Origin of the sequence: Pantoea sp. YR525 (assembly GCF_900116775.1) — a bacterium.
In the GTDB taxonomy this organism is placed as follows: domain Bacteria; phylum Pseudomonadota; class Gammaproteobacteria; order Enterobacterales; family Enterobacteriaceae; genus Pantoea; species Pantoea symbiotica.
In genome coordinates, this window is the sequence record NZ_FPBU01000003.1 from 495483 (window position 1) to 517558 (window position 22076).

22 protein-coding genes are annotated in these 22076 nt (G+C 56.8%); 17 read left to right on the forward strand and 5 right to left on the reverse strand.

Annotation, left to right across the window (positions count from 1 at the left end):
- Positions 1-744, forward strand: coding sequence for an SDR family oxidoreductase (locus BM323_RS08710; protein ID WP_008108247.1), 744 nt, complete (start codon positions 1-3; stop codon positions 742-744).
- A 241-nt stretch (positions 745-985) separates the two neighbouring features.
- A complete protein-coding gene (locus BM323_RS08715; protein WP_008108244.1) occupies positions 986-1639 on the forward strand; it encodes a PAQR family membrane homeostasis protein TrhA in 654 nt (217 codons plus the stop codon).
- A 49-nt stretch (positions 1640-1688) separates the two neighbouring features.
- Here BM323_RS08715 and ygfZ read toward each other — a convergent pair whose 3' ends face one another.
- Entirely contained in the window at positions 1689-2672 is a 984-nt protein-coding gene (gene ygfZ, locus BM323_RS08720; RefSeq protein ID WP_008108242.1) for a tRNA-modifying protein YgfZ, read from the reverse strand.
- A 218-nt stretch (positions 2673-2890) separates the two neighbouring features.
- On the opposite strand from ygfZ, the gene sdhE reads away from it, so the two are divergent.
- Both sdhE and BM323_RS08730 read left to right on the forward strand, forming a co-directional pair.
- Positions 2891-3157 carry an FAD assembly factor SdhE gene (gene sdhE, locus BM323_RS08725; RefSeq protein ID WP_008108240.1) on the forward strand — a complete coding sequence of 89 codons (267 nt, stop codon included), beginning with the start codon at positions 2891-2893 and terminating at the stop codon, positions 3155-3157.
- Positions 3158-3191: 34 nt separating this feature from the next.
- The gene (locus BM323_RS08730) at positions 3192-3551 is read left to right on the forward strand and encodes a protein YgfX (RefSeq protein WP_008108238.1); all 360 of its coding nucleotides are present in this window, start codon (positions 3192-3194) and stop codon (positions 3549-3551) included.
- Here the strand turns inward: BM323_RS08730 and fldB are convergent.
- On the reverse strand, positions 3548-4066 hold the full coding sequence (gene fldB, locus BM323_RS08735) for a flavodoxin FldB (RefSeq protein WP_008108237.1): 519 nt from the start codon (positions 4064-4066) through the stop codon (positions 3548-3550). The genes BM323_RS08730 and fldB overlap by 4 nt on opposite strands.
- Positions 4067-4166: 100 nt before the next feature.
- Between fldB and xerD the strand changes: the two genes are divergently transcribed.
- The 3 genes from xerD to recJ are packed head-to-tail and all read left to right on the forward strand — an operon-like array spanning position 4167 to position 7530.
- Positions 4167-5060 carry a site-specific tyrosine recombinase XerD gene (xerD, locus tag BM323_RS08740; protein ID WP_008108233.1) on the forward strand — a complete coding sequence of 298 codons (894 nt, stop codon included), beginning with the start codon at positions 4167-4169 and terminating at the stop codon, positions 5058-5060.
- Between the two features lie 22 nt (positions 5061-5082).
- The gene (gene dsbC / locus BM323_RS08745) at positions 5083-5796 is read left to right on the forward strand and encodes a bifunctional protein-disulfide isomerase/oxidoreductase DsbC (RefSeq protein ID WP_008108231.1); all 714 of its coding nucleotides are present in this window, start codon (positions 5083-5085) and stop codon (positions 5794-5796) included.
- A 6-nt stretch (positions 5797-5802) separates the two neighbouring features.
- The gene (gene recJ, locus BM323_RS08750; RefSeq protein WP_008108229.1) at positions 5803-7530 is read left to right on the forward strand and encodes a single-stranded-DNA-specific exonuclease RecJ; all 1728 of its coding nucleotides are present in this window, start codon (positions 5803-5805) and stop codon (positions 7528-7530) included.
- Positions 7531-7611: 81 nt separating this feature from the next.
- On the opposite strand, the gene BM323_RS08755 is transcribed toward recJ, so the two are convergent.
- Entirely contained in the window at positions 7612-10374 is a 2763-nt protein-coding gene (locus BM323_RS08755) for an autotransporter domain-containing protein (RefSeq protein ID WP_008108227.1), read from the reverse strand.
- A gap of 554 nt (positions 10375-10928) precedes the next feature.
- Between BM323_RS08755 and prfB the strand changes: the two genes are divergently transcribed.
- From prfB to BM323_RS08800, 9 genes are all read left to right on the forward strand, one after another.
- A protein-coding gene (prfB, locus tag BM323_RS08760) for a peptide chain release factor 2 (protein ID WP_139221409.1) occupies positions 10929-12027 on the forward strand; the annotation gives its coding sequence in 2 pieces (ribosomal slippage) (positions 10929-11003 and positions 11005-12027; 1098 coding nt in all).
- A 9-nt stretch (positions 12028-12036) separates the two neighbouring features.
- Positions 12037-13557, forward strand: a complete 1521-nt coding sequence (gene lysS / locus BM323_RS08765) for a lysine--tRNA ligase (RefSeq protein ID WP_008108223.1) — start codon at positions 12037-12039, stop codon at positions 13555-13557.
- A gap of 131 nt (positions 13558-13688) precedes the next feature.
- On the forward strand, positions 13689-14540 hold the full coding sequence (locus tag BM323_RS08770; RefSeq protein WP_008108222.1) for a MurR/RpiR family transcriptional regulator: 852 nt from the start codon (positions 13689-13691) through the stop codon (positions 14538-14540).
- Between the two features lie 262 nt (positions 14541-14802).
- Complete coding sequence (locus tag BM323_RS08775) at positions 14803-15639, forward strand: transporter substrate-binding domain-containing protein (protein ID WP_008108221.1); 837 nt, start codon at positions 14803-14805, stop codon at positions 15637-15639.
- A 2-nt stretch (positions 15640-15641) separates the two neighbouring features.
- The gene (locus tag BM323_RS08780; protein WP_008108219.1) at positions 15642-16274 is read left to right on the forward strand and encodes a DUF1989 domain-containing protein; all 633 of its coding nucleotides are present in this window, start codon (positions 15642-15644) and stop codon (positions 16272-16274) included.
- Positions 16258-16905, forward strand: a complete 648-nt coding sequence (locus tag BM323_RS08785) for an urea carboxylase-associated family protein (RefSeq protein ID WP_008108218.1) — start codon at positions 16258-16260, stop codon at positions 16903-16905. Before BM323_RS08780 ends, BM323_RS08785 begins: the two co-directional genes overlap by 17 nt.
- 3 nt (positions 16906-16908) lie before the next feature.
- Complete coding sequence (locus BM323_RS08790) at positions 16909-17559, forward strand: amino acid ABC transporter permease (protein ID WP_008108217.1); 651 nt, start codon at positions 16909-16911, stop codon at positions 17557-17559.
- Positions 17559-18224 carry an amino acid ABC transporter permease gene (locus tag BM323_RS08795; RefSeq protein WP_008108216.1) on the forward strand — a complete coding sequence of 222 codons (666 nt, stop codon included), beginning with the start codon at positions 17559-17561 and terminating at the stop codon, positions 18222-18224. The genes BM323_RS08790 and BM323_RS08795 overlap by 1 nt, the downstream gene beginning before the upstream one ends.
- Before the next feature lie 13 nt (positions 18225-18237).
- Complete coding sequence (locus tag BM323_RS08800) at positions 18238-18909, forward strand: DUF1989 domain-containing protein (RefSeq protein ID WP_008108215.1); 672 nt, start codon at positions 18238-18240, stop codon at positions 18907-18909.
- A gap of 48 nt (positions 18910-18957) precedes the next feature.
- Here the strand turns inward: BM323_RS08800 and BM323_RS08805 are convergent, their stop codons facing one another.
- On the reverse strand, positions 18958-19584 hold the full coding sequence (locus BM323_RS08805; RefSeq protein ID WP_008108213.1) for a hypothetical protein: 627 nt from the start codon (positions 19582-19584) through the stop codon (positions 18958-18960).
- A 362-nt stretch (positions 19585-19946) separates the two neighbouring features.
- On the opposite strand from BM323_RS08805, the gene BM323_RS08810 reads away from it, so the two are divergent.
- Positions 19947-21110 (forward strand): MFS transporter, encoded by a 1164-nt coding sequence (locus tag BM323_RS08810; RefSeq protein ID WP_008108211.1) that lies wholly within the window; start codon positions 19947-19949, stop codon positions 21108-21110.
- Here the strand turns inward: BM323_RS08810 and BM323_RS08815 are convergent.
- Positions 21107-22027, reverse strand: a complete 921-nt coding sequence (locus tag BM323_RS08815) for a LysR family transcriptional regulator (RefSeq protein ID WP_008108209.1) — start codon at positions 22025-22027, stop codon at positions 21107-21109. The two genes, BM323_RS08810 and BM323_RS08815, sit on opposite strands and share 4 nt — an antisense overlap.
- Positions 22028-22076 lie beyond the last annotated feature (49 nt).

Here is a 22076-nt window from a genome sequence, read left to right on the forward strand (position 1 = left end):
ATGGATCTGGCTTTGATTACCGGCGGCAGCCGTGGAATTGGCCGCGCAACTGCATTATTGCTGGCGCAAGCGGGTTATCGCGTCGCGATCAACTATCGTCAGCGTGAGGCCGAAGCGGCAAGCGTGGTGGCAGAGATTGAAGCGCAGGGCGGCAGTGCCTTTGCGCTGCAGGCCGATATCGCCGATGAAGCGCAGGTCATGCGTATGTTTGCCCAGTTGGATCAGCAAGAGGGCGAACTGCGTGTGCTGGTGAATAATGCCGGAATTTTGTTTACCCAATGCCGGGTGGAAGAGCTGGATGCTGAACGTATTCAACGCGTGTTCGCTACCAACGTCACCGGTACATTCATCTGCTGTCGTGAGGCGGTGAAACGCATGGGTACGCATCATGGCGGCAAAGGTGGTGCCATCGTCAATGTGTCATCCGCCGCGTCACGTCTCGGTGCACCGGGTGAATATGTGGATTATGCCGCCTCAAAAGGAGCGATGGATACGCTGACCAAAGGTTTGTCGCTGGAAGTGGCGGCGCAGGGCATTCGCGTCAACAGCGTGCGGCCTGGCCTTATTTATACCGAAATGCACGCCGACGGCGGCGAGCCGGGCCGAGTCGATCGTTTGGCGAGCATGTTGCCAATGGGGCGCGGTGGTCAGGCCGAAGAGATTGCTGAAGCGATTGTCTGGCTGGCGAGCGATGCCGCGTCTTATGTGACGGGCACCTTTATCGATGCGGCTGGCGGACGATAATTAACCAGGACGGCATAAATGCCGACCCTACAAAACCTGAAAACGATGATCATTTACGCATAAAACCCCACCAAATCGCCGTAGGGTCGCCATTCATGGCGACCGATTTAATCAATCTCTCGCCTGTCACACCCACTCACAGATTTAATTTAGCGTACATGTGTACTCTGAAAATTATCCCGGTTACTCTGGTTGCTCAGAAATAGCACACTCGCTTTTTCCGTTGTTCAGGAATCCCTTCATGGTACAAACCCCAGTTATTGCCCAGGGCTACTCGTTGGCAGAAGAGATTGCCAATAGTATCAGCCACGGAATCGGCTGCATTTTCGGTATCATCGGGCTGGTGTTAATGCTGACACAAGCCGTTGAATCACAAGCTAACATCACCGCAATCACCAGTTACAGCCTGTACGGCGGCAGCATCATTTTGCTCTATCTCGCCTCAACGCTGTATCACGCAATTACCCATCAAAAAGCCAAATACTGGCTGAAGAAATTTGACCACTGCGCCATCTATCTATTGATTGCCGGTACTTACACACCGTTCTTGCTGGTGGGGCTCAATTCGCCGCTGGCACAAGGTTTGATGGTGGTGATTTGGAGTCTGGCGCTGGCCGGTATTCTGTTTAAAATCGCCTTTGCTCACCGCTTTGAAGCGCTGTCGCTGGTGACCTATCTCGGTATGGGTTGGCTGTCGCTGGTGGTGATTTATCAGCTGGCGATCAAACTGTCGCCGGGCGGGATTTGGCTGCTGGCTGCCGGTGGGATTGTTTATTCGTTGGGGGTGATTTTCTACGTTTCGCGCCGAATTCCTTATAGTCACGCCATCTGGCATGGTTTTGTGCTTGGCGGCAGCGTGTTGCATTTCTGCGCGATTTATTTTTACGTCATGTAAGCTCGATCCAGGTCGCCATAAATGGCGACCCTCCGGGTTTGGTGCGCAATTATTCTGCCAATGAATACGGCAGCGGCTGAATGGTCAACTTGCCACTTTCATCGCCTTCCACGCGTAATACGCTATCCGGCTCCAAATCGTTGTTCATCACCACCTGCACCCAAACGCTGCCGTCATCCAGCTGCACGCCGCTCAATACCGTGCCAGTACGACGCCATTTATCGCCCATCTGCAGCTCCATTGAACCGCCAACGTCCGGCACTTTGCTGGCTTTACCCGCCAGCCAATAGAGTGCGCGTTTGTTAGCGCCGCGGAATTTGGCCCGTGCCACCATTTCCTGGCCGGTGTAGCAGCCTTTTTTGAAGCTGATGGCATCTAGCGCCTGCAGGTTGGTGGCTTGTGGAATCAGCTGCGCGCTGGTGGCGCTTTCAATCACCGGAATGCCCGCTTCGATATCCAGTGCCAGCCATTGCAGGCTGTCGTTGAACTGCGCTTCTCCCGCCAGTTTATCTTTCAGCGCATTTGCCTGGTCTGGCGTGGTCACCAGCAGGAAACGCTCAGCTGGTTGGGCAAACCACAGCAGCGTGCTGTCACCTTGCTGCACCACCGGCGTTTCGGCATCCGGCAGCGTGCCGAACACGCCCGCCAGCGCAGCGCGCGCCTGGAAACCAGCAACGCCCAGCAGCACCGCTTCATCATCAGCGACGAGGGTGACTTTGGCGAACACCGCGTATTTCTTCAGTTCGGTAAGCTGCTGCTCGCGCAGGTTGCGGCGTACCACGTACGCGTAACCTTCGGTGCGATGGAACAGACGAATGTTGCTCCACATTTTTCCTTTGGCATCGCAGTGCGCGGCGGGACGATGTTGCGTCTCGCCCATCGCCGCGACATCCAGCGTCAGCTGACCTTGCAGATAAGACGTGCTGTCATTGCCCTGCACCTTTACCAGCGCCCATTCGTCGAGCGAAATCAGGGTCAAAGGCAGGCGTGACGATGCAGCAGGCTGGCGAGGTGGAAGGGTAAAAATCGACATAGGTCTTTCCTGATTAATGAGGTAATAGGTTGCAATGGTAAAAGAGCAGTGCGGCTTTGCAACCTGTTTACTGAATATGGCGCACAAATCGCGTGATACCCATTGCAAATTGGGGGATGTAACGCCGGGGCATTGCACAGGGTTAAGCACAGCGCCTGCAGCGAGAAAAAAAAGCAGGTACACTTAGCGCCACTGTTTTTAGTCATGGAACCCGAGACATGGAAATTAACGACAAAGCCCGCGTCCAATGGGCATGCCGTCGCGGCATGCTGGAGCTGGATATCGCTATCATGCCGTTTTTCAAATTCGAATATGATTCGCTGGACGACACCGATAAGCAGGTGTTTATCGCGCTGTTAAAGAGTGACGATCCCGATCTGTTCAACTGGTTAATGAATCACGGAGAACCGGTCAATCCCGAGTTCAAACGCATGGTGAAACTGATTCAGCAGCGCAACCGTGAACGCGGTCCGGTGGCAATGTGATCTACGGGCGTCACGCAGTGCGCGCGCACTGAATGTGACGCTCTTTCTGCTGTGCGCCGGTTTGCTGCTGGCGCTTGAGTGGCCTGACGCGTGGGCGTGGAGTAAAGCGCCGGTGTTAGTGCTGCTGCTGGCAGAATGCTGGCGCAACGAGCGCCGTTTGGTGCAGCGCGTAGGTCGTCTGGCGCTGGACGTGAAGGGCAACTGGCTGTGGCGCGGCGTGCGCTGGCGAGCAGATCTCAGGGCGGATTGGTTGCCGTATGGCGTTTTGCTGGTGCTGCGTAATCAGCAGGGGAAACGCTGGCGGCTGTGGTTAATGCACGACAACCTGCCGCCCGGTGAATGGCGCACGTTACGCGCCTGCTGTTTTCTGCGCGAGGGGCAAACGCTGCCTTAAAGCAGCGCTGCAGTTTCCGTCAGAATTTGTTCACACCACTGTTCGACGCGTTCATCGCTCAGTTCGAACTGGTTAACATCGTCGAGCGCCAGGCCGACAAACTGCGAGCCATCAGCGGTTAGCGGTTTTTTGCTGGTAAACTCATAACCTTCCAGCGGCCAGTAACCCACAAACTGCACGCCCATCGGCTGCAACAGTTCGTGCAGCATGCCCAGCGCATCAAGGAACCATTCGGCGTATTCGCCCTGATCGCCCATGCCGTACAGCGCCACGATTTTCCCGCGCAAGTTCAGCGCCGGAATCTGCGGCCAAATCGCTTCCCAATCTTCCTGCAACTCCCCGAAATCCCACGTTGGAATACCGAGGATCAGCAAATCGTACTGCTCCATCAGCGACGGATCGTCATCTTTCAAATTGTGCAGCGTGACTAATTCTTCACCGATAAAGTCGCGAATCTTCTCCGCCGTCATCTCGGTGTAGCAGGTGCTCGAACCATAAAACAAACCAATATTCATGCAATTAATGCTCTGTCTGAAACTGACTCGGGGGCAATTGTACCAGAAGCAGGCTACTTTCAGGCATAATGAGCACGATTTCATACGGGCGGAGAGTACAGTGCAGGACAGCGATCTGATCGAACAGTTTCTGGATGCGCTTTGGATTGAGCGTAATCTGGCGCAGAACACGCTCGCCTCTTATCGGCAGGATCTGCAAACGCTCACTGGTTGGCTGCATCACCACGATCGCACGCTCTTAACGCTTGAAGCGCTTGATTTGCAGCAGTTTCTCGCCGAACGCGTCGAGGGCGGCTACAAAGCCACCAGCTCGGCGCGCACCCTCAGCGCCATTCGCCGCTTGTGCCAATATCTCTATCGGGAAAAAGTGCGCAGCGACGATCCCAGCGCGCTGCTCTCGGCACCGAAATTGCCGCAGCGTCTGCCGAAAGATCTCAGTGAAAATCAGGTCGAACGCTTGTTGCAGGCGCCGAGCATTGATGTGCCGCTTGAACTTCGCGACAAGGCGATGCTGGAATTGCTGTACGCCACCGGTTTACGCGTGACGGAGCTGGTGGGCTTAACCATCAGCGATATCAGCCTGCGTCAGGGTGTGGTGCGCGTGATCGGTAAAGGCAATAAAGAGCGTCTTGTGCCGTTAGGTGAAGAAGCGGTGTACTGGATTGAATACTATATGGAACATGGTCGGCCGTGGCTGCTCAACGGGCAAACGCTGGACGTGATGTTTCCCAGCCAGCGCGCGCAGCAAATGACGCGGCAGACCTTCTGGCATCGCATCAAACACTATGCGACCCTTGCCGGTATCGATAGCGAAAAGCTCTCGCCGCACGTGCTGCGCCACGCATTTGCCACACATTTACTGAACCATGGCGCCGATTTGCGCGTCGTACAGATGTTGCTGGGCCACAGCGACCTCTCGACCACACAAATTTATACGCACGTCGCCACTGAGCGCCTGCGTCTGTTACATCAACAGCATCATCCGCGCGCTTGAGATGCGGTAACAAGGATTTAAGATGAAAAAGCAGCTAACGATGCTGGCTCTGCTGGTCAGTGCATTCACTGGATTGGCGCATGCCGATGACAACGCCATTCAGCAAACGCTGAAAAAACTGGGATTGCAGCAGGCTGAAATCCAGTCGTCACCGCTACCGGGTATCAAAACGGTGCTGACCGAAAGCGGCGTGCTTTACGTCTCTGAAGACGGCAAACACATGATTCAGGGCCCGCTGTATGATGTCAGCGGCAGCCAACCGGTCAACGTCACCAACCAGCTACTGGATAAAAAAGTCACCGCGCTGGCGCCAGATATGATTGTCTACAAAGCGCCGAAAGAGCAGCACGTGATTACCGTGTTTACCGATATCACCTGCGGCTATTGCCGCAAGCTGCATGAGCAGATGGCCGACTACAACGCGCTCGGCATCACCGTGCGCTATCTGGCCTTCCCGCGTGAAGGTCTGAATGGTCAGGTGGAAAAAGCCATGCGCGCCATCTGGTGCAGCGCCGATCGTAACAAAGCCTTTGATGCAGCAATGAAAGGCGATGCGCCGCAGATGGATGCGCCAGCGACCTGCAAAATCAATATCGAGCAGCAGTACAAACTCGGCATCCTGTTTGGCATTCAGGGCACGCCAGCCATTCTCACTGATAGCGGCATGATGATTCCTGGCTATCAGGGACCGCAAGAGCTGAAGCAGGTGCTTGACGGCCAGAAGCGTGGCGGTTAACGCACAGTGATTCATTCTGTTGAATTGCGTCGGCGCGAAGCCGAGACCGAAGCCAGCCTACCCGCTGATTTGCCCCCTTTGCTGCGCCGCTTGTATCTGCAACGCGGAGTGAAAGAGGCGCTGGAACTGGAGCGCGGCGCTAAACATCTGCTGCCATGGCAAACGCTGGGCGGCATCGAAGCCGCCGTGACGCTGCTGCACCAGATGCTGCTGGCAGGTAAACGCATCGTGGTGGTGGGCGATTTCGATGCCGATGGCGCCACCAGCACTGCGTTAACCGTGCTGGCGCTGCGCAGCCTCGGCGGCAACGTTGATTATCTGGTGCCAAACCGTTTCGAAGATGGCTACGGCTTGAGTCCGGAAGTGGTCGAGCAGGCCAAAGCGCGCGGTGCGGAGATGATTCTCACCGTCGACAACGGCATCTCATCACATTCCGGTGTGGATACTGCGCATCAATACGGCATTCCGGTGTTGGTTACCGATCACCACTTGCCAGGCGAAACCTTGCCCGCCGCCGAAGCGATTGTGAACCCGAACCTCAACGACAGCGAATTCCCTTCACGTTCGCTGGCGGGTGTTGGCGTGGCTTTCTATCTGATGCTGGCGCTGCGTGCGCATCTGCGTCAGCAAAACTGGTTTAGCGATAGCCGCGCCGAGCCAAACCTGGCGGAACTGCTCGATCTGGTGGCGCTGGGCACGGTAGCCGATGTGGTGCCGCTGGATGCCAACAACCGCATTCTGGTGTGGCAAGGTTTGAGCCGTATCCGCGCCGGAAAATGCCGCGCCGGGATTCGCGCGCTGCTGGAGATTGCCAATCGCGATGCGCGTCAACTTGCTGCCAGCGATCTCGGTTTTGCCGTCGGTCCGCGTCTTAATGCTGCTGGTCGTCTCGACGATATGTCGGTCGGCGTGGCGTTGCTGCTCACCGAAGATATCTCCGAGGCGCGCATGCTGGCGAATGAACTTGATGCGCTGAATCAGACGCGCAAAGAGATTGAGCAGGGCATGAAGAGTGAAGCGCTGGCGCTGTGCGATGAGCTGGAGCGCCAGCACACCGATCTGCCGCTGGGTCTGGCGTTTTACCATCCTGAGTGGCATCAGGGCGTGGTCGGGATTCTGGCGTCGCGGCTGAAAGAGCGCTTCCATCGTCCGGTGATCGCTTTCGCGCCCGCCGGAGACGGTACGTTGAAAGGTTCTGGCCGCTCGATTGCCGGTTTGCATCTGCGCGATGCGCTGGAGCGCCTCGACACGCTGTTCCCTGGTTTGATGATCAAATTTGGTGGTCACGCCATGGCCGCCGGATTGTCACTGGAAACCGCGAAGTACGAGGAGTTCCGTGCACGTTTTGCCGCGTTAATTGATGAGTGGCTGGATGGCGAAGCGTTGCAGGGCGTGATTTGGTCGGACGGCGAACTGCATGCGCAGGAGTTTACGCTGTACACCGCCGAAATGCTGCGAGAAGCCGGTCCGTGGGGCCAGGCGTTCCCGGAGCCGGTGTTCGATGGCAAGTTCAAGCTGCTACAACAGCGGTTAGTGGGCGAGCGTCATTTAAAAGTGATGGTCGAGCCGCTCGGCGGCGGCCCGCTGTTAGATGGGATTGCCTTCAACGTGGATACCACGCTGTGGCCAGACAGCAGCGTGCGTCAGGTGCAGTTGGCCTACAAGCTGGATATCAACGAGTATCGTGGTAATCGTTCAGTGCAATTGATCATCGATCATATCTGGCCGATGTAAGGTGCGTGAGGTCGCCATGAATGGCGACCCTACACCGTAGGGTGCGCATTTATGCGCACCTGGTTGGCCTTAAAACGTTTATCAGAAACTCACATCCACACCGCCGCGCAGCACTTTCTCGTCACCACGATCGGCGAAGTGCTGATCGGCGCGCAGGAACAGGCGCGCACGTGATGTCTGCGCCACATCCAACCGCACGCCTAACCACTGCGACCGGCGATCGAGCTGCATACCAGGAATCGTGAAGCGGTTCTGGTCATCACCAAATCCGCCCCAGCGCGCGCTGACATCCATCGACGGATTGTTGAACGCGTACTGATATTCACCATACAGACTCAGCATGCTCCACAATCCAGCCGACCAATCCTGCCGTGCGCTGATACTCAAACCGCTATATCCCACGCTGCGTCGATAGCTGTCGCCGTCACCGCTCAGACCGAACGCGCTGCCTTTGTCCTCAAACGCACCGGTATCCAGCCCGGTTTCACGCCAGCCGAGATACGGTTCGAGGCGATAGTTATCCTCAATTGTCCAGCGATAGCCGCTTTGCAGCGCCGCCTGCCAGCTGTTGCTGCTGGTGGTTGATGACACCGGCGAAGCTTCATCCAGCAACACCAAACGCTTCAACTCATCACGGCCATGTTGATAGCTAAGATTGCCTTGCAGATACCACTCTGGCGTCAAATCGTAACGGCCATACAGCATCGCGCCTTGCAGACGATTACGGCTGGTGCCGCCGGTTTGGTCGTAGGTGGAATCGATCTGATTCTGCGTCCAGGCCACGCCCACGCGCAGACCGGAAACGCCCAAATCGCTATCCACGCCCAGCGCAGTAAGCGTGTTGCGATAATCGGTGCCAAGGTAGCCCGCCTGATCCAGCGAACCGCGCAGTTGACCACTCTCGATCCAGAAACCGTAACGATTGTCGGCGCTGGCGTCGGCGATGCGGTTGCTTAACAGGCGGCTTTGATAATCCAGCGCGTTAAACAGCACCGCATTGCTGGAGGCGTGCGCCTGACCGGAAAGTGAATTGATGGCAGCCTGCGCACTGCTGGCATCCGCCAGCGTCTGGAACGCTCCGGCCGCGCCCAGCGCCGACTGCTGCGCACTGCTAAGCGATCCCTGTTGCTGCCAGCTATCCGCCACGCTGAACGCCTGCTCCAGATTTGCGGCCGTTTGCTGGGTGCTGGTGCCGTTCATGCCCAGTGCTGCCGCTGCTGCCGCAGTATTTTTACGCGTCAGCTGGCCGATCACGCTGTTGGCGTTGTAGCTGACCGAACCATCAAGGAACACGCCGGTATTGACCTGACTGAACTGGCCGCTGACGCCCGCATCGCTGGTCAGCAGCGTTTCCTGCTGTTTCACTACATAGGTTGATGACGGTGGCGCAAGGTTCAGCGTGCCGTCCAGCGTCGAGTGGCCCGCTACGCGCAGCGGACTGTTCAGCGCGATATTCAGCACGCCATTACTGCGTTGCTGGTAATCGCCTTGCACCTGCAAGCCACCGTTGACCGATCCCTGATTGAGTAAGCTGCCGCCAATCACGCCGCTTCCGCCAAGGGTGCCGCTGCCGCTGACGTTGGCACTGCCGGCAATCGCGCCATCGATAAGCAACGTATTTGCCGAAACGCTGGTCTGGCCGAGGTAACTGTTGTTGCCGGTTAACTGCAGCACGCCGCCATTATTCGCGCCGTCAAGGATCAGGCCGCGATCGCCGCTGATGGCATTAGAGAAGACATAGCTGCCCGCATCCAGACTGGCGTGAAAATCATCGGCCCAAAACATCGCTGGACCGTTCAGCGCTTTCGCCTGGTTGAGATCGCCCCAGCCGAAGGTATCGTTGTAAGGCCGCCCGTTGGCGCTATCCGCAGCGCCTGCATAAGCATCGCTGCGATAAGTGGAGGTGGTCAGCAGCGTTTGCTGCAGGTTGTAGCCGCTCATCCACGGAAAACGTTGCAACACTTGCGAAGCCGTCGCTGCAGCGCGCGGTGCGGCAAATGAGGTGCCGTAACTGCGCGCATTCACCCAGGTGCCATCGGCATTCTGAAAGCGATAATCGCTGTAACCTGGCGCGCTCAGGCACCATGCAGCGGCGTTGCCGCAGGCGTCAAACGGCCCGGTTAACGCCGCGCGGTTCGCCGTGTCGTATGAGGTGCTGTCCATCACGCCGGTGACCGCCAGCATGTTCTTTTGCAGCGCGCTGTCCTGATAAATCAACGGCAGCTGGGCGTTAGGAGAAGGGGTTGCGGTGCCGCCATTGCCGGTGATCACCACCGCTAAGCCGTTAGCCGCCGCAATCTCACGCATGCTTTGCACCAGCACCTGATAGTGCGGCTGCGCATCGGTTAACGCCTGTGCGGTGGTTAAACGCTCGCTGGAAGCGTACGACATATTGAAAACCCGCACGCCCTGGCTCAGCAGGCCGCTCACCGCGCGCGCGGTATCGTTATACTGAAAGACATTGTTCTGCGATGCCTGCGCCACATACAGCGTGCTGCCCGGTGACAAGCCCAATAACGTCAGCGCCACCACGGTGCCGTGACCGTTAATGCCCTGATTATCATTTAAACTGCTGCCGCCGCCGACGTAGCTAGTGAACTGCACGTTAGCGTAATTAATTTCACTGCGCTCGGGCGACAACCCCGAATCAATAATGCCGACTTTGCTGGCATTGCCTGACGCGCTGGGCTGCGCTGGCGTGGGTGTTTCAGGCGTGCCGGCGGTGGGCGAGGTTGCTGCGCTACCGCCGCCACCACCTCCGCCGCCACCACCGCAGGCGGCAAGTAACAAAGGCATTAACAAGGCAAGCAGGCGCGGAGAAGTGCGCAAACCGGGAATAAACATCGATACTCCTTCATGTCTCTCAGGACATGTTGTGCCCGCTCACGTTTACGGGCGCTGATTACTGTGTCATTCCCTGTCGAAGCTGCGCATTCCTGGCGGTCGTGGTGACAAACGGTCTGGACGTTAGTGATGTCCATCGGGGGGATAGTCACTGAGCAAAATGATAAAAGGGCGCTAACAAATCGATAGGCTGAATATCAGCTGCTTAATGGCGTTATTTGAGACGTGTCTGCTTTCTTGCAGGAAATTTCTCACAAGACAATTCTTAATGATTTATCGTTATAAATCATGGCCTTTAATGACGTCTTTCAGCGCTAATTGCCTAAAATTTGCAGGAAAATTCCTAAGAAGGTTCTGAGGATGAGGTATTTGCTGGGGGGTTTTGGAAAACGTAACGAATGCGGCTTTCCAGAAGGTTGAGAACTTTTTTTGTCGCGGCGCGTGCGCACTCACTCACACTGCGTGCAATGCTACAAAGTACGCACACTTTCGGGTAAACTAGCGCGTTAGTTTTTATCTCCTTTCACCGAATCGTCAAAAAAGACTGAAAAGCCATGTTTGAAATTAATCCGGTCAAAAATCGTATTCAGGATCTCACCGAGCGCAGCGACGTTCTTCGGGGGTATCTTTGACTACGATGCTAAGAAAGAACGCCTCGAAGAAGTAAACGCCGAGCTGGAGCAGCCAGACGTCTGGAACGAACCCGAGCGCGCGCAAGCGCTGGGCAAAGAACGTGCTTCACTGGAAGCCGTGGTCGAAACCCTGGATCACATGACACAAGGCCTGGAAGATGTGCAGGGCCTGCTGGATCTGGCGGTGGAAGCCGACGACGAAGAGACCTTCAACGAAGCGGTTGCCGAGCTTGATGCACTGGAAGTGAAGCTGGGCGAACTGGAATTCCGTCGTATGTTCTCCGGCGAATATGACAGCGCCGACTGCTACATGGATATTCAGGCCGGTTCCGGCGGCACCGAAGCGCAGGATTGGGCCAGCATGCTGCTGCGCATGTATCTGCGCTGGGCGGAAGCCAAAGGCTATAAAACCGAAATTATCGAAGAGTCAGACGGTGAAGTGGCCGGAACCAAATCCGCCACCATTAAAATCATCGGCGACTACGCGTTTGGCTGGCTGCGTACCGAAACCGGCGTTCATCGCCTGGTGCGTAAGAGCCCGTTCGATTCCGGCGGTCGTCGCCATACCTCATTCAGTTCGGTGTTTATCTACCCGGAAGTGGATGACAACATCGATATCGATATCAATCCCGCCGATCTGCGTATCGACGTTTACCGCGCATCCGGTGCGGGCGGCCAGCACGTTAACAAAACCGAGTCTGCGGTGCGTATTACCCACTTGCCGACCAACATTGTGGTGCAGTGCCAGAACGACCGTTCACAGCACAAGAACAAAGATCAGGCCTTCAAGCAGTTACGCGCCAAGCTGTACGAATATGAGATGCAGAAGAAAAACGCGGACAAGCAGGCAGCGGAAGATAACAAATCTGATATCGGCTGGGGCAGCCAGATTCGTTCTTATGTTCTCGACGATTCACGCATCAAGGATCTGCGTACCAGCGTAGAAACCCGCAACACCCAAGCGGTGCTGGATGGCGATATCGATCGTTTTATTGAAGCAAGTTTAAAAGCAGGGCTATAAGGAACCGACATGTCTGAACAACAACCGCAGAGCGCTGATGCCGCCCTTGAGTTAAACAACGAACTGAAAGCGCGTCGCGAAAAACTCAGCGCGCTGCGTGAAAAAGGCGTGGCGTTTCCTAACGATTTCCGCCGCGACACCACGTCCGATGTGCTGCACGCCAGCTATGACGCTAAAGAGAACGAAGAGCTGGAAGCGCTGGGCGTAGAAGTGAGCGTGGCCGGCCGTATGATGACGCGCCGCATCATGGGGAAAGCGTCATTCGCTACCCTGCAGGATGTCGGCGGCCAGATTCAGATCTACGTGTCACGCGACGATCTGCCAGAAGGCGTCTACAACGAGCAGTTCAAAAAGTGGGATCTCGGCGATATCCTCGGTGCGCGCGGTAAGCTGTTCAAAACCAAAACCGGTGAGCTGTCGATCCACATCACTGAGCTGCGTCTGCTGACCAAAGCGCTGCGTCCGCTGCCGGACAAATTCCACGGCCTGGCCGATCAGGAAACTCGTTACCGTCAGCGTTATCTCGATCTGATCTCCAACGACGATTCGCGCAAAACCTTCAAAATTCGCTCACAAATCATGGCCGGCATTCGTCAGTTCATGGTTAACCGCGAGTTTATGGAAGTGGAAACTCCGATGATGCAGGTGATTCCTGGCGGCGCATCTGCGCGTCCGTTCATCACCCATCACAATGCGCTCGACATCGATATGTACCTGCGTATTGCGCCAGAACTGTATCTGAAGCGTCTGGTAGTTGGCGGATTTGATCGCGTGTTCGAGATCAACCGTAACTTCCGTAACGAAGGTATTTCGCCGCGCCATAACCCAGAGTTCACCATGATGGAACTCTATATGGCGTATGCGGATTACAAAGATCTGATCGAGCTGACTGAAAGCCTGTTCCGTACCCTGGCGCAGGATGTGCTGGGCACCACGGAAGTGCCGTATGGCGATCACAGCTTCGATTTCGGTAAGCCGTTCGAGAAGCTCACCATGCGTGAAGCGATCAAGAAATACCGTCCGGAAACCGACCTGAGCGATCTGGAAGACTTCGATAAAGCGGTGGCGATTGCTAAAGCGCTGCACATCAAAGTTGAGAAGAGCTGGGGCCTGGGCCGCGTCGTTACAGAGATCTTCGAAGAAACCGCCGAAGCGCACCTGATTCAGCCAACCTTCATCACCGAATACCCGGCTGAAGTATCACCGCTGGCGCGTCGTAACGACGAGAACCCGGAAATCACCGACCGCTTTGAGTTCTTCATCGGCGGCCGTGAAATCGGTAACGGCTTCTCAGAGCTGAACGATGCAGAAGATCAGGCTGAGCGTTTCCTGCAGCAGGTGAACGCGAAAGAGTCTGGCGATGACGAAGCGATGTTCTACGACGAAGACTACGTCACCGCGCTGGAACACGGCCTGCCGCCAACCGCAGGTTTGGGCATTGGTATCGACCGTATGGTGATGCTGTTCACCAACAGCCACACCATCCGCGATGTGATCCTGTTCCCGGCACTGCGCCCGTCTGGTAAGTAATCCTCTCCGGCATTTAGTAGGGTCGCCATTCATGGCGACCTTTTTTTATTCCCGCCTTCCAAAACAAAATTCCTGATGACAACCCGGCACGCTCTGTGCAGGATGGTTTTTTTCATTTTCAGGGAATCACCATGAGTGCAAAAGCGGCAACGTTAGAGGGCCGGATTCGTCAGCACTGGGATCAACTCTCCAGCCACGAGCAGCGACTTGCCGATGTGTTACTCGCCGCACCGGGCCAGTTAGCCATGAACACCGCCACCGAACTGGCAAACAGCGCGGGCGTGTCCAAAGCCACCACCACGCGCTTCTTCCGTCATCTCGGCTACGAAAGTTATGAAGCCGCACGTCGCCAGGCGCGTGAAATGCAGAGCAGCGGATCACCGCTTTACTTGCAACCAGCACCCAGCGCGTCGCCGCTGGCCAGCATCATGCAGCAGCATCTGGAAAAAGAGATTGCCAACCTGGTCAACAGCTATCGCACGCTGGACAGCGAACAGTTGCAGCAGGCGGTCACCGCCATCAGCCAGGCGCGACGCGTGGTAGTGATGGGTTGGCGCCACAGCCAAACCATCGCGCATCTGATCTATCGCGATTTGATCCATATTCACTCCGACGTGCGTCTGCTGCCGCGTCCCGGCGATTCGCTGGCGGAACATATGGCGGCTCTAACCGCTGAAGATGTGGTGATCTGCGTTGGTCTTCGTCGGCGCATGCCCGCGCTGGAAGCGGCGATGAACGCACTGGCCGAGCGCAACGTGCCAATGCTGTATATCGCCGATGTGCTCTCCGGCAAACCGGCGCGCCATGCGCAGTGGGTAATCCGCTGTCACACCGACAGCAGCCTAATCTTTGACAGCACCGCCGCGCTCTCTGGCGTGTGCAATCTGCTCTGTTCACTGGTGGCCCGGCAAATGGGTAAAGCCAGCAACGATCATCTCGCGCAAATCGAAGCGCTGCATCAATCCCTCGACGAACTCGAATAATGCGCCGTGCTGGCGCATGGTGCGCCAGAAAAATCACCAAAACGGTGCAATTCTGTCCACTCTCCGCCAATCTATTCATCCCCATTCTGTGTCATGTGAAATCATAGAAATTAAAAATAAAAAACAAGAAACAAATGTTTCCAGTTGATTTTATTAGCTAAAGAATGAGTTGTTGTGGGTTTTCCTACGTAGTGGTGAAAAAACTGGCACAAAATATGCTCAGTAGAAAAAGACATTTCACCAACACCAGGGAAACATCATAATGAAAAAAACAGCACTGCTGATTGCCGCACTTCTCTCCGTAGGCACCTTAGCGCAGGCGCAAGCCGACACGCTGGCCGACATCAAAAGCAGCGGCAAAATCACCGTCGGTATCGACCCAACCTTTCCTCCATACGAATACACCGATGACAAAGGTGAGATCACCGGTTACAGCGTGGCGATCATGCAATCCTTCGCCAAAGATCTCGGGGTGAAACTGGAGTTTCAGAAAACCGCCTTCAGCGGCATTCTGCCGGGCCTGATTTCGGGCTCCTTCAATGCCGAAGGTTCATCCCTTAACGTCACGGCGGAACGCGCGAAGAAAGTGCTGTTCACCGTGCCGTTCAGCAAAACCGTTAATGGCGTGCTGGTGCGTGAAGCCGAGGCGAAAACCTTCAGCGGCAAAACTCTGAGTCCGGAAAGCTTATCGGGTCTGCGCGGCGCGGTGAAAACCGCCAGCGTGCCAGAGCAACTGCTGAAGGGCTTCAACGAGCAGTTGAAGAAAGAGGGTAAAAAACCGATCACCATCATCAACGTCGATTCACTGGATCAAACCGTCAGCACCTTGATGACCAAACGCGCCGACTTCGTTTATGACGATATCTCGGTACTCGCGCCGGTGGCGAAAAAATATGCCGGTAAAGTGGCGCAGGTGGGTGAAGTTGGCCCGTCGCAGTGGATGGGTTGGGCGACACGTAAAGAAGATGGCAGCCTGAACAAAGCCATTAGCGACCACATCCTGGCGATGCAGAAAGATGGCGAACTGACCAAACTGCAGCAGCAGTATCTCGGCACCACCTTTACTGTGCCCGCCAGCGACTTCATTCCGCAGGAGTAATTATGTGCCAGTCCAACCTGACGGTGCCTGCCGGCTTTGGCAAAACCTTCCGCGTGCGCAAGGGCCAGTTTATTACCGTGATTGATAGTGAAGGGCAGCAGGCGGCCGATTTCGTCGCGGTGAATGCCGATGACCTGAATGAGAAGCTGTCGCCGGTGCATACGCGTCAACAACTGCGCTCGCTGTTCTTCAAGCCTGGCGACGCGCTGTGGTCGAGTGAAAACCGTCCGATGCTGCGCATTCTTGCCGATAGCATCGGCATCCACGACGCCAACGTGCCCGCCTGCGATCGCACCCGTTTTAGTATTGATTTCGGTGTCGAAGGGCATCGCAACTGCGTGGATAACCTGCTGGAAGGGATGAAGGAGTTTGGCGTCACCTACTTCTCGCTGCCAGAGCCGTTCAACCTGTTCCAGAATGGCCCGGTCACCGCCGATGGCCGCATGGAAGTGACCGATCCCAACAGCAAAGCGGGCGACAGCATCACCTTTGAAGCGCTGTGCGATCTCATCTGCTCGGTCTCATCCTGCCCGCAGGACATCATTCCTGGCAACGGCCTGCAGGTGACGCCCATCGACATCGTGGTCAGCGACCATTTTCACGCTCAGGAGATGAATCATGCTGTTAATGCGTGAAAGTTATGAAGAAACCGCTGTGCGCACGCTGGCTGAACCGGTGCAGGTTGCACCGGGCAGCATCGGTTCGATTCGCGTACTGCGCGGCCAGTTACTGCGCATCACCGCACAGGGCGACGGCGCAGTGGCTTCGCTGTTTGGCTTCAGTCTGGCCGATCCCGCCGTGTGGCTGTCGGTGCATCACACGCGGGTGTTCAGCAACAGCTACCTGCTCGGTTCCGGCATGCGTCTGGTGAACAATCGTCGCCGTCCGATGATGGTACTGGGCAAAGACAGCGTGAAACGTCACGACCTGCTGCTGCCAGCCTCCACCACGGCGTTTCTCACTGAGCGCGGCTATCAGGGCGAAGGTTGCCTCGATGCGCTACGCGGCGAGCTGGCGCGTCTGGGCATGGTGGTGCCGAAGCTGCCGGATCCCATCAACCTGTTTATGCACGTCAAGCTGACGCGGGAAGGCGATATCCTGCCGGAAACCAACCTGACCAAAGCCGGCGACAGCATTACCTGTCGCGTGGTGATGGACACGCAGTTTATCGTCTCCGCCTGCAACACCGGCATTGAGGGCAACGATCGTCCCGCGCCGCTGCTGCTGTCGGTGGCGGAAAACCTGCACGACTTTAACGCGGAGTAACGCATGGGGCTGGATCAACAGGTAGTGGCCGCGCTGCCGGAACTCGGACACGGCCTGCTGATGACGCTGGTGCTCACCGTGCTGGCGTCGTTGGTCAGCGTAGTGATGGGGCAGCTCGGCTGCTTCCTGCAGCTGCGTCGTGCCTGGATCTGGCGCGCCATCGGGCGTTTCTATGTCAGCGTGATGCGCGGAACGCCAGCGATTGTGCAGCTGTTTGTGGTGTTTTTCACCTTGCCACGGCTGGGATTGGGCGGTCAGCCAATGCTGGCGGCGGTGATTGCCATTGGCCTCAACAGCGGCGCTTACGTGGCGGAAATCCTGCGCGTTAACCGCAGTCTGGTGACGCGCGGACAGCTTGAAGCGTCGCGCACCTTGGGCCTGAGCCGCTTGCTGACGTGGTGGTACGTTATCAATCCACAAGTGATGCGCGCCAGTCTGCCAATGCTGGTGAATGAGTTCACCATCTTGCTGAAAACCACGCCGCTGGCCTCGGTGGTGGCGCTCACCGAACTGACCTACGCCGGACAGATCGTCATCGCCCGCACCTATGAAGCCACGCAGGTATTACTGCTGGTGGCGGCCGGTTATCTTCTGATCGCCATGCCGTTGATTGCGGCGGCGCGTCGTCTGGAAGCGAAACGGAGGTTGGCGTAATGGATTGGCAGGCAATTATCACCTCTTTGCCGTCGCTCGGTGACGGCCTGCTCGCCACCTTGCAGCTCTGTCTGGTGGCAGCGCTCTGCTCGCTGCTATGGGGCGCGCTGTTGGCCGTACTGCTGATGCGTGCCTCGCCGTTCTGGCTGCGTTTGCTCAATCTTTACAGCGGGTTAACTCTCGCGCTGCCGCTGCTGGTGGTGATCTATCTGCTCTATTTTGTGCTGCCGGAATATGACATCACGCTGTCGTCGCCGGTGGTGGGCGTGCTGGCGTTAACGCTCTACTACGCGCCTTACATTGCGCAGGTGATCCGCTCAGCGATTGATGCACTGCCAAAAGGGCAGTGGGAAGCGTGCCGCGTGCTGGGCCTGAGCCGCAGTGAACAGCTGCGTGATGTGGTGCTGCCGCAAACCCTGCCGCAGATGCTGTCGCCGCTGGTTGGGCTGATGATCGGTTTGATTAAAGACTCTGCGCTGCTGTCGATTGTCTCGGTGCAGGAGTTTATGTACGCCGCCAAACAGGCGATTTCGGATACTTACGCGCCGCTGGAGATCTATCTCACGGTGGCGCTCTGTTACTGGCTGCTCAACAGCGTCTTCGACTGGCTGGCGCGCGGCCTTGAATCTCGCATGACGCGCTATCGTCGTGCCATGCAGCATTAATCAGGAGAACAACATGTCGGCTGAATTTCAGCATCGTGAAGCGATGAACATTCCCGCGCGCTACGGCAAAGCGGTGCGTCTGCAGAAAGGTGAAGCGGTGCAGGTGATTAACCTGCACGGCACGCAGGTGGTGGATTGCTGGGCGTATAACGCTGAAGACGTGAGTGAATATATGTGTATGGAGGCGACGCGCGTGTGGAATCAGCGTCTCAATCCCAAAGTGGGCGACAGCTTTATCACCAGCCAGCGCCACCCGATTTTGACGCTGGTGGCAGATACCTCGCCAGGCGTGCACGACACTTTTATGGCGGCCTGCGACGCGCGTCGTTATGAGCTGCTCGGCTGCACCGAACCGCATCGCAACTGCCATGACAATCTGTTTGAAGGCATGAGCGAGTTAGGCGTGACGCTGCCGCACGGCAATCTGGCCTCGTTTAATATCTTTATGAATATTCAGGTGCAGCCGGATGGCATCACGCTGAAGACGCTGCCGGTGGTGACGAAGCCGGGCGACTATATTGTGCTGCGCGCCGAGATGGATTGTTTTGTGGCATTTTCCGCCTGTCCGCAGGATATCGTCAGCATTCAGGGGCAGGGCGACAACACCCCACGCGATGCCGAGCTGCGTATTTTGACCAGCGGATTCCCGCAGGTGCAGTTGAAGGGCGCGTGGGTTCCCGCTTAATTCCGTAGGGTCGCCATTCATGGCGACCTTGCTAAACATCGCACAATCCTACGACTTCACCACCCCATCCAGCCACGCCTGAAAGCGCGCATACGGCACATACAGCGCCACATTCTTAAACAGCGTCTTGCCGCTTTTATTGTCATCAATCTGGCTGCTGTAACCGACAATCACGCCCGCCAGCGTATCATCGCTGGCGTTATACACCGCGCCGCCGGACATGCCTTTCACCACGCCGGCATTGGCCGCCACCACCACACAACTGGCCTTGTTCCAGTCATTCGCCAGCGTGGTGTTGATCAGATTCTTGCCGCTCGACGCCACCGGCATCGCGGAAATAAAGCTGTAGCCATACAGATTCACTTCATCGCCAATATGGCTATTGCGGAACGGCGGTGGCAGATTGGCTTCACTGTTTTTGTGGTACACCACGGCGATATCGCATTCAGGATGCCAGGCTTTCACCCGATAGAGCGAATACTTGGCCACGTGGGCCGCCGTCAGACTGTATTCGGGCGTGAGAGGAATGGTGGTGCCAAGCGCACCAATGCCCAGCACCGTTGGAATGCCGGTGACGGTCATATCGACGCGTTTTGCTGCTTCTTTGCTGTATTCGTAATGCCCAACAGAGCAGCCACTCAGGCAGCCAACCGTTAGCGCGATGAGCCATCGCATACGCTTTCCCCTCGATTTTTGACACCACATAACCGGGCAATCCATTGAGGTATCGGCAGTGCACGTCCATCCTTTACTGTTTGATTTAGCGTCAAAAGCTGACTCACTGTGATAACGATCACATCCTTTTCAAGCGTAGCGCGGAAACATCAATCTGTCTCAATGGTTAGTCAGTGACATTTTCCCGTGCAGGGATTATTGCTGCGGGCGCAAATAAGCCTTGCGGCGCACGGGGTGGTTGGCATGAGAGGGCTATGCTTTAATAACAGTGTGACGCAGTTCAAATTTTAATAAGCGTCTGTTGTAACCGTACTGCGCTCGCAGTGCGGCCCGCCTGCAAAAAATTATTGGGAGAGTGTGTTATGCCTGTTGCATTACTGGCGCTGGCGCTGAGTGCGTTCGCCATCGGCACCACGGAATTCGTCATTATGGGATTGCTGCCCGAGGTGGCGGGCGATCTGCAAGTGACGATTCCTTCTGCGGGATGGCTGATCAGCGGTTACGCGCTGGGCGTCGCCATTGGCGCGCCGATCATGGCGTTGCTGACAGCTAAACTGCCGCGTAAACGTACTCTGATTCTGCTGATGATCATCTTCATCATCGGCAACGTGCTCTGTGCATTGGCCTACACCTACAACCTGCTGATGCTGGCGCGTGTGGTGACGGCGCTGTGTCACGGTGCGTTCTTCGGCATCGGCGCGGTGGTAGCGGCGAGTCTGGTGGCACCGGGTAAACAAGCTTCTGCTGTGGCGCTGATGTTCACCGGCCTGACGCTGGCGAACGTGCTCGGCGTGCCGCTCGGCACCTGGTTTGGTCAGATGTTTGGCTGGCGCGCCACCTTCTGGGGCGTGGCGATCATCGGCATCTTTGCCTTTATCGCGCTGATTGTGAGCCTGCCGACCAACAAAGAAGAGAAGCCGGTGCATCTGGCGAGTGAAATCAGCGCGCTGGCCAACGGTAAACTGTGGCTGTCGCTGCTGATGACGGTGTTCTTTGCGGCGGCGATGTTTGCGCTGTTTAGCTACATTGCGCCGCTGCTGCTGCAGGTGACCGGCATTTCGGATCGTGGTGTCAGCTGGACGCTGTTCCTGATTGGCGCGGGTCTGACCGTCGGTAACATCCTCGGCGGTAAGCTGGCCGACTGGAAAGTGTCGTTCAGTCTGATCCTCAGCTTTGTGCTGATTGCGCTGTTCTCGCTGCTGTTCAGCTGGACCAGCCATGCGCTGTGGCTGGCGGAAATCACGCTGTTCCTGTGGGCGATGGCGACCTTTGCCACCGTGCCGGGCTTGCAGATTAACGTGGTGCGCCACGGCAAAGATGCGCCAAATCTGGTTTCGACGCTGAATATCTCCGCCTTCAACGTTGGCAATGCGCTCGGCGCGTGGGTCGGTGGCGCGGTGATCGAGAAAGGTTATGGCCTGACGTCGGTGCCGGTTGCCGCTGCTGCACTCGCGGCAGTTGGTTTGGTGATCTGCCTGATCACCTTCCGCAATTCGGGCGGGCAGGGCGAAGCTGTCAACGCTTAAGCCAGACGCTCGGCAATGCGTTGTGGAAACGCGGCCACTTGCTGTTGCAGGTGGTCGCAGAAGTGATCGACCAGCGCTGAAGCCGGTCGATGCTGCGGCCGCACCAGGCTGACGGTGAAGGGCACGGCAATACTGAAACGACGCATCACCACACCGCTGTCGGCGTAATCCAGCGCCGTCAGCGGATTCACAATTGAAATCCCCACGCCCGCGCGCACCATCGCGCACACCGACGCCGCGCTGTGCGTCTCCAGCACCAAACGACGCTCCACATCCTGCTCATGAAACAGCGAATCCAGCAGCTGACGATAGCTATCGCTGCGCGACAGGCTGACGTAGTTTTCACCGTGGAAATCCTGCGGCGTCAGCACCTCGCGCTGACACAGCGGATGCTGTGGCGGCAGCACGCACACTTCATCACAGGTCAGCAGCGGCACGCGTTCGGTGCCCGCTGGCGGGTGTTGGGTTTCGGTCAGACCGAGATCGTAACGCTGCGCCGATAGCCACTCTTCCAGCAGCGGCGACTCCTGCGGAATAATATTCAGGCTGACCTGCGGATAGCGATGAAGAAAGGGCTGCAGCAGCGGCGGCAACAGCGACTGCGAAAACACCGGCAAGCAGGCGATCGACAATTCACCCTGACGAAACTGACGCAATCCTTCGGCGGCATCCATGATGCGATCCAGTCCGTACCACGAGCGCTGCACCTCTTCGTACAGCCGCAAGCCTTGCACCGTTGGTTGCAAGCGGCCACGCACGCGTTCGAACAGTTGCAGGCCAAGCTGCTGCTCCAGGCGCGCCAGTTCGCGGCTCACCGTCGGCTGCGAAGTGTGCAGCAGCGTGGCCGCCTGCGTCAGGTTGCCGCTGGTCATCACCGCGTGAAAAATTTCGATATGTCGCCAGTTAATTTTTGCCATCTTCTCCTCCGCTCAACCCATATCATATTTGTATAGGTGCCGCTAAAAC

Coding starts and splice junctions, on each gene's coding strand:
- BM323_RS08710 (WP_008108247.1), top strand. CDS start 1: ATGGATCTGGCTTTGATTACCGGCGGCAGCCGTGGAATTGGCCGCGCA.
- BM323_RS08715 (WP_008108244.1), top strand. CDS start 986: ATGGTACAAACCCCAGTTATTGCCCAGGGCTACTCGTTGGCAGAAGAG.
- ygfZ (WP_008108242.1), bottom strand. CDS start 2,672: ATGTCGATTTTTACCCTTCCACCTCGCCAGCCTGCTGCATCGTCACGC.
- sdhE (WP_008108240.1), top strand. CDS start 2,891: ATGGAAATTAACGACAAAGCCCGCGTCCAATGGGCATGCCGTCGCGGC.
- fldB (WP_008108237.1), bottom strand. CDS start 4,066: ATGAATATTGGTTTGTTTTATGGTTCGAGCACCTGCTACACCGAGATG.
- dsbC (WP_008108231.1), top strand. CDS start 5,083: ATGAAAAAGCAGCTAACGATGCTGGCTCTGCTGGTCAGTGCATTCACT.
- BM323_RS08755 (WP_008108227.1), bottom strand. CDS start 10,374: ATGTTTATTCCCGGTTTGCGCACTTCTCCGCGCCTGCTTGCCTTGTTA.
- lysS (WP_008108223.1), top strand. CDS start 12,037: ATGTCTGAACAACAACCGCAGAGCGCTGATGCCGCCCTTGAGTTAAAC.
- BM323_RS08770 (WP_008108222.1), top strand. CDS start 13,689: ATGAGTGCAAAAGCGGCAACGTTAGAGGGCCGGATTCGTCAGCACTGG.
- BM323_RS08775 (WP_008108221.1), top strand. CDS start 14,803: ATGAAAAAAACAGCACTGCTGATTGCCGCACTTCTCTCCGTAGGCACC.
- BM323_RS08780 (WP_008108219.1), top strand. CDS start 15,642: ATGTGCCAGTCCAACCTGACGGTGCCTGCCGGCTTTGGCAAAACCTTC.
- BM323_RS08785 (WP_008108218.1), top strand. CDS start 16,258: ATGCTGTTAATGCGTGAAAGTTATGAAGAAACCGCTGTGCGCACGCTG.
- BM323_RS08790 (WP_008108217.1), top strand. CDS start 16,909: ATGGGGCTGGATCAACAGGTAGTGGCCGCGCTGCCGGAACTCGGACAC.
- BM323_RS08795 (WP_008108216.1), top strand. CDS start 17,559: ATGGATTGGCAGGCAATTATCACCTCTTTGCCGTCGCTCGGTGACGGC.
- BM323_RS08800 (WP_008108215.1), top strand. CDS start 18,238: ATGTCGGCTGAATTTCAGCATCGTGAAGCGATGAACATTCCCGCGCGC.
- BM323_RS08805 (WP_008108213.1), bottom strand. CDS start 19,584: ATGCGATGGCTCATCGCGCTAACGGTTGGCTGCCTGAGTGGCTGCTCT.
- BM323_RS08810 (WP_008108211.1), top strand. CDS start 19,947: ATGCCTGTTGCATTACTGGCGCTGGCGCTGAGTGCGTTCGCCATCGGC.
- BM323_RS08815 (WP_008108209.1), bottom strand. CDS start 22,027: ATGGCAAAAATTAACTGGCGACATATCGAAATTTTTCACGCGGTGATG.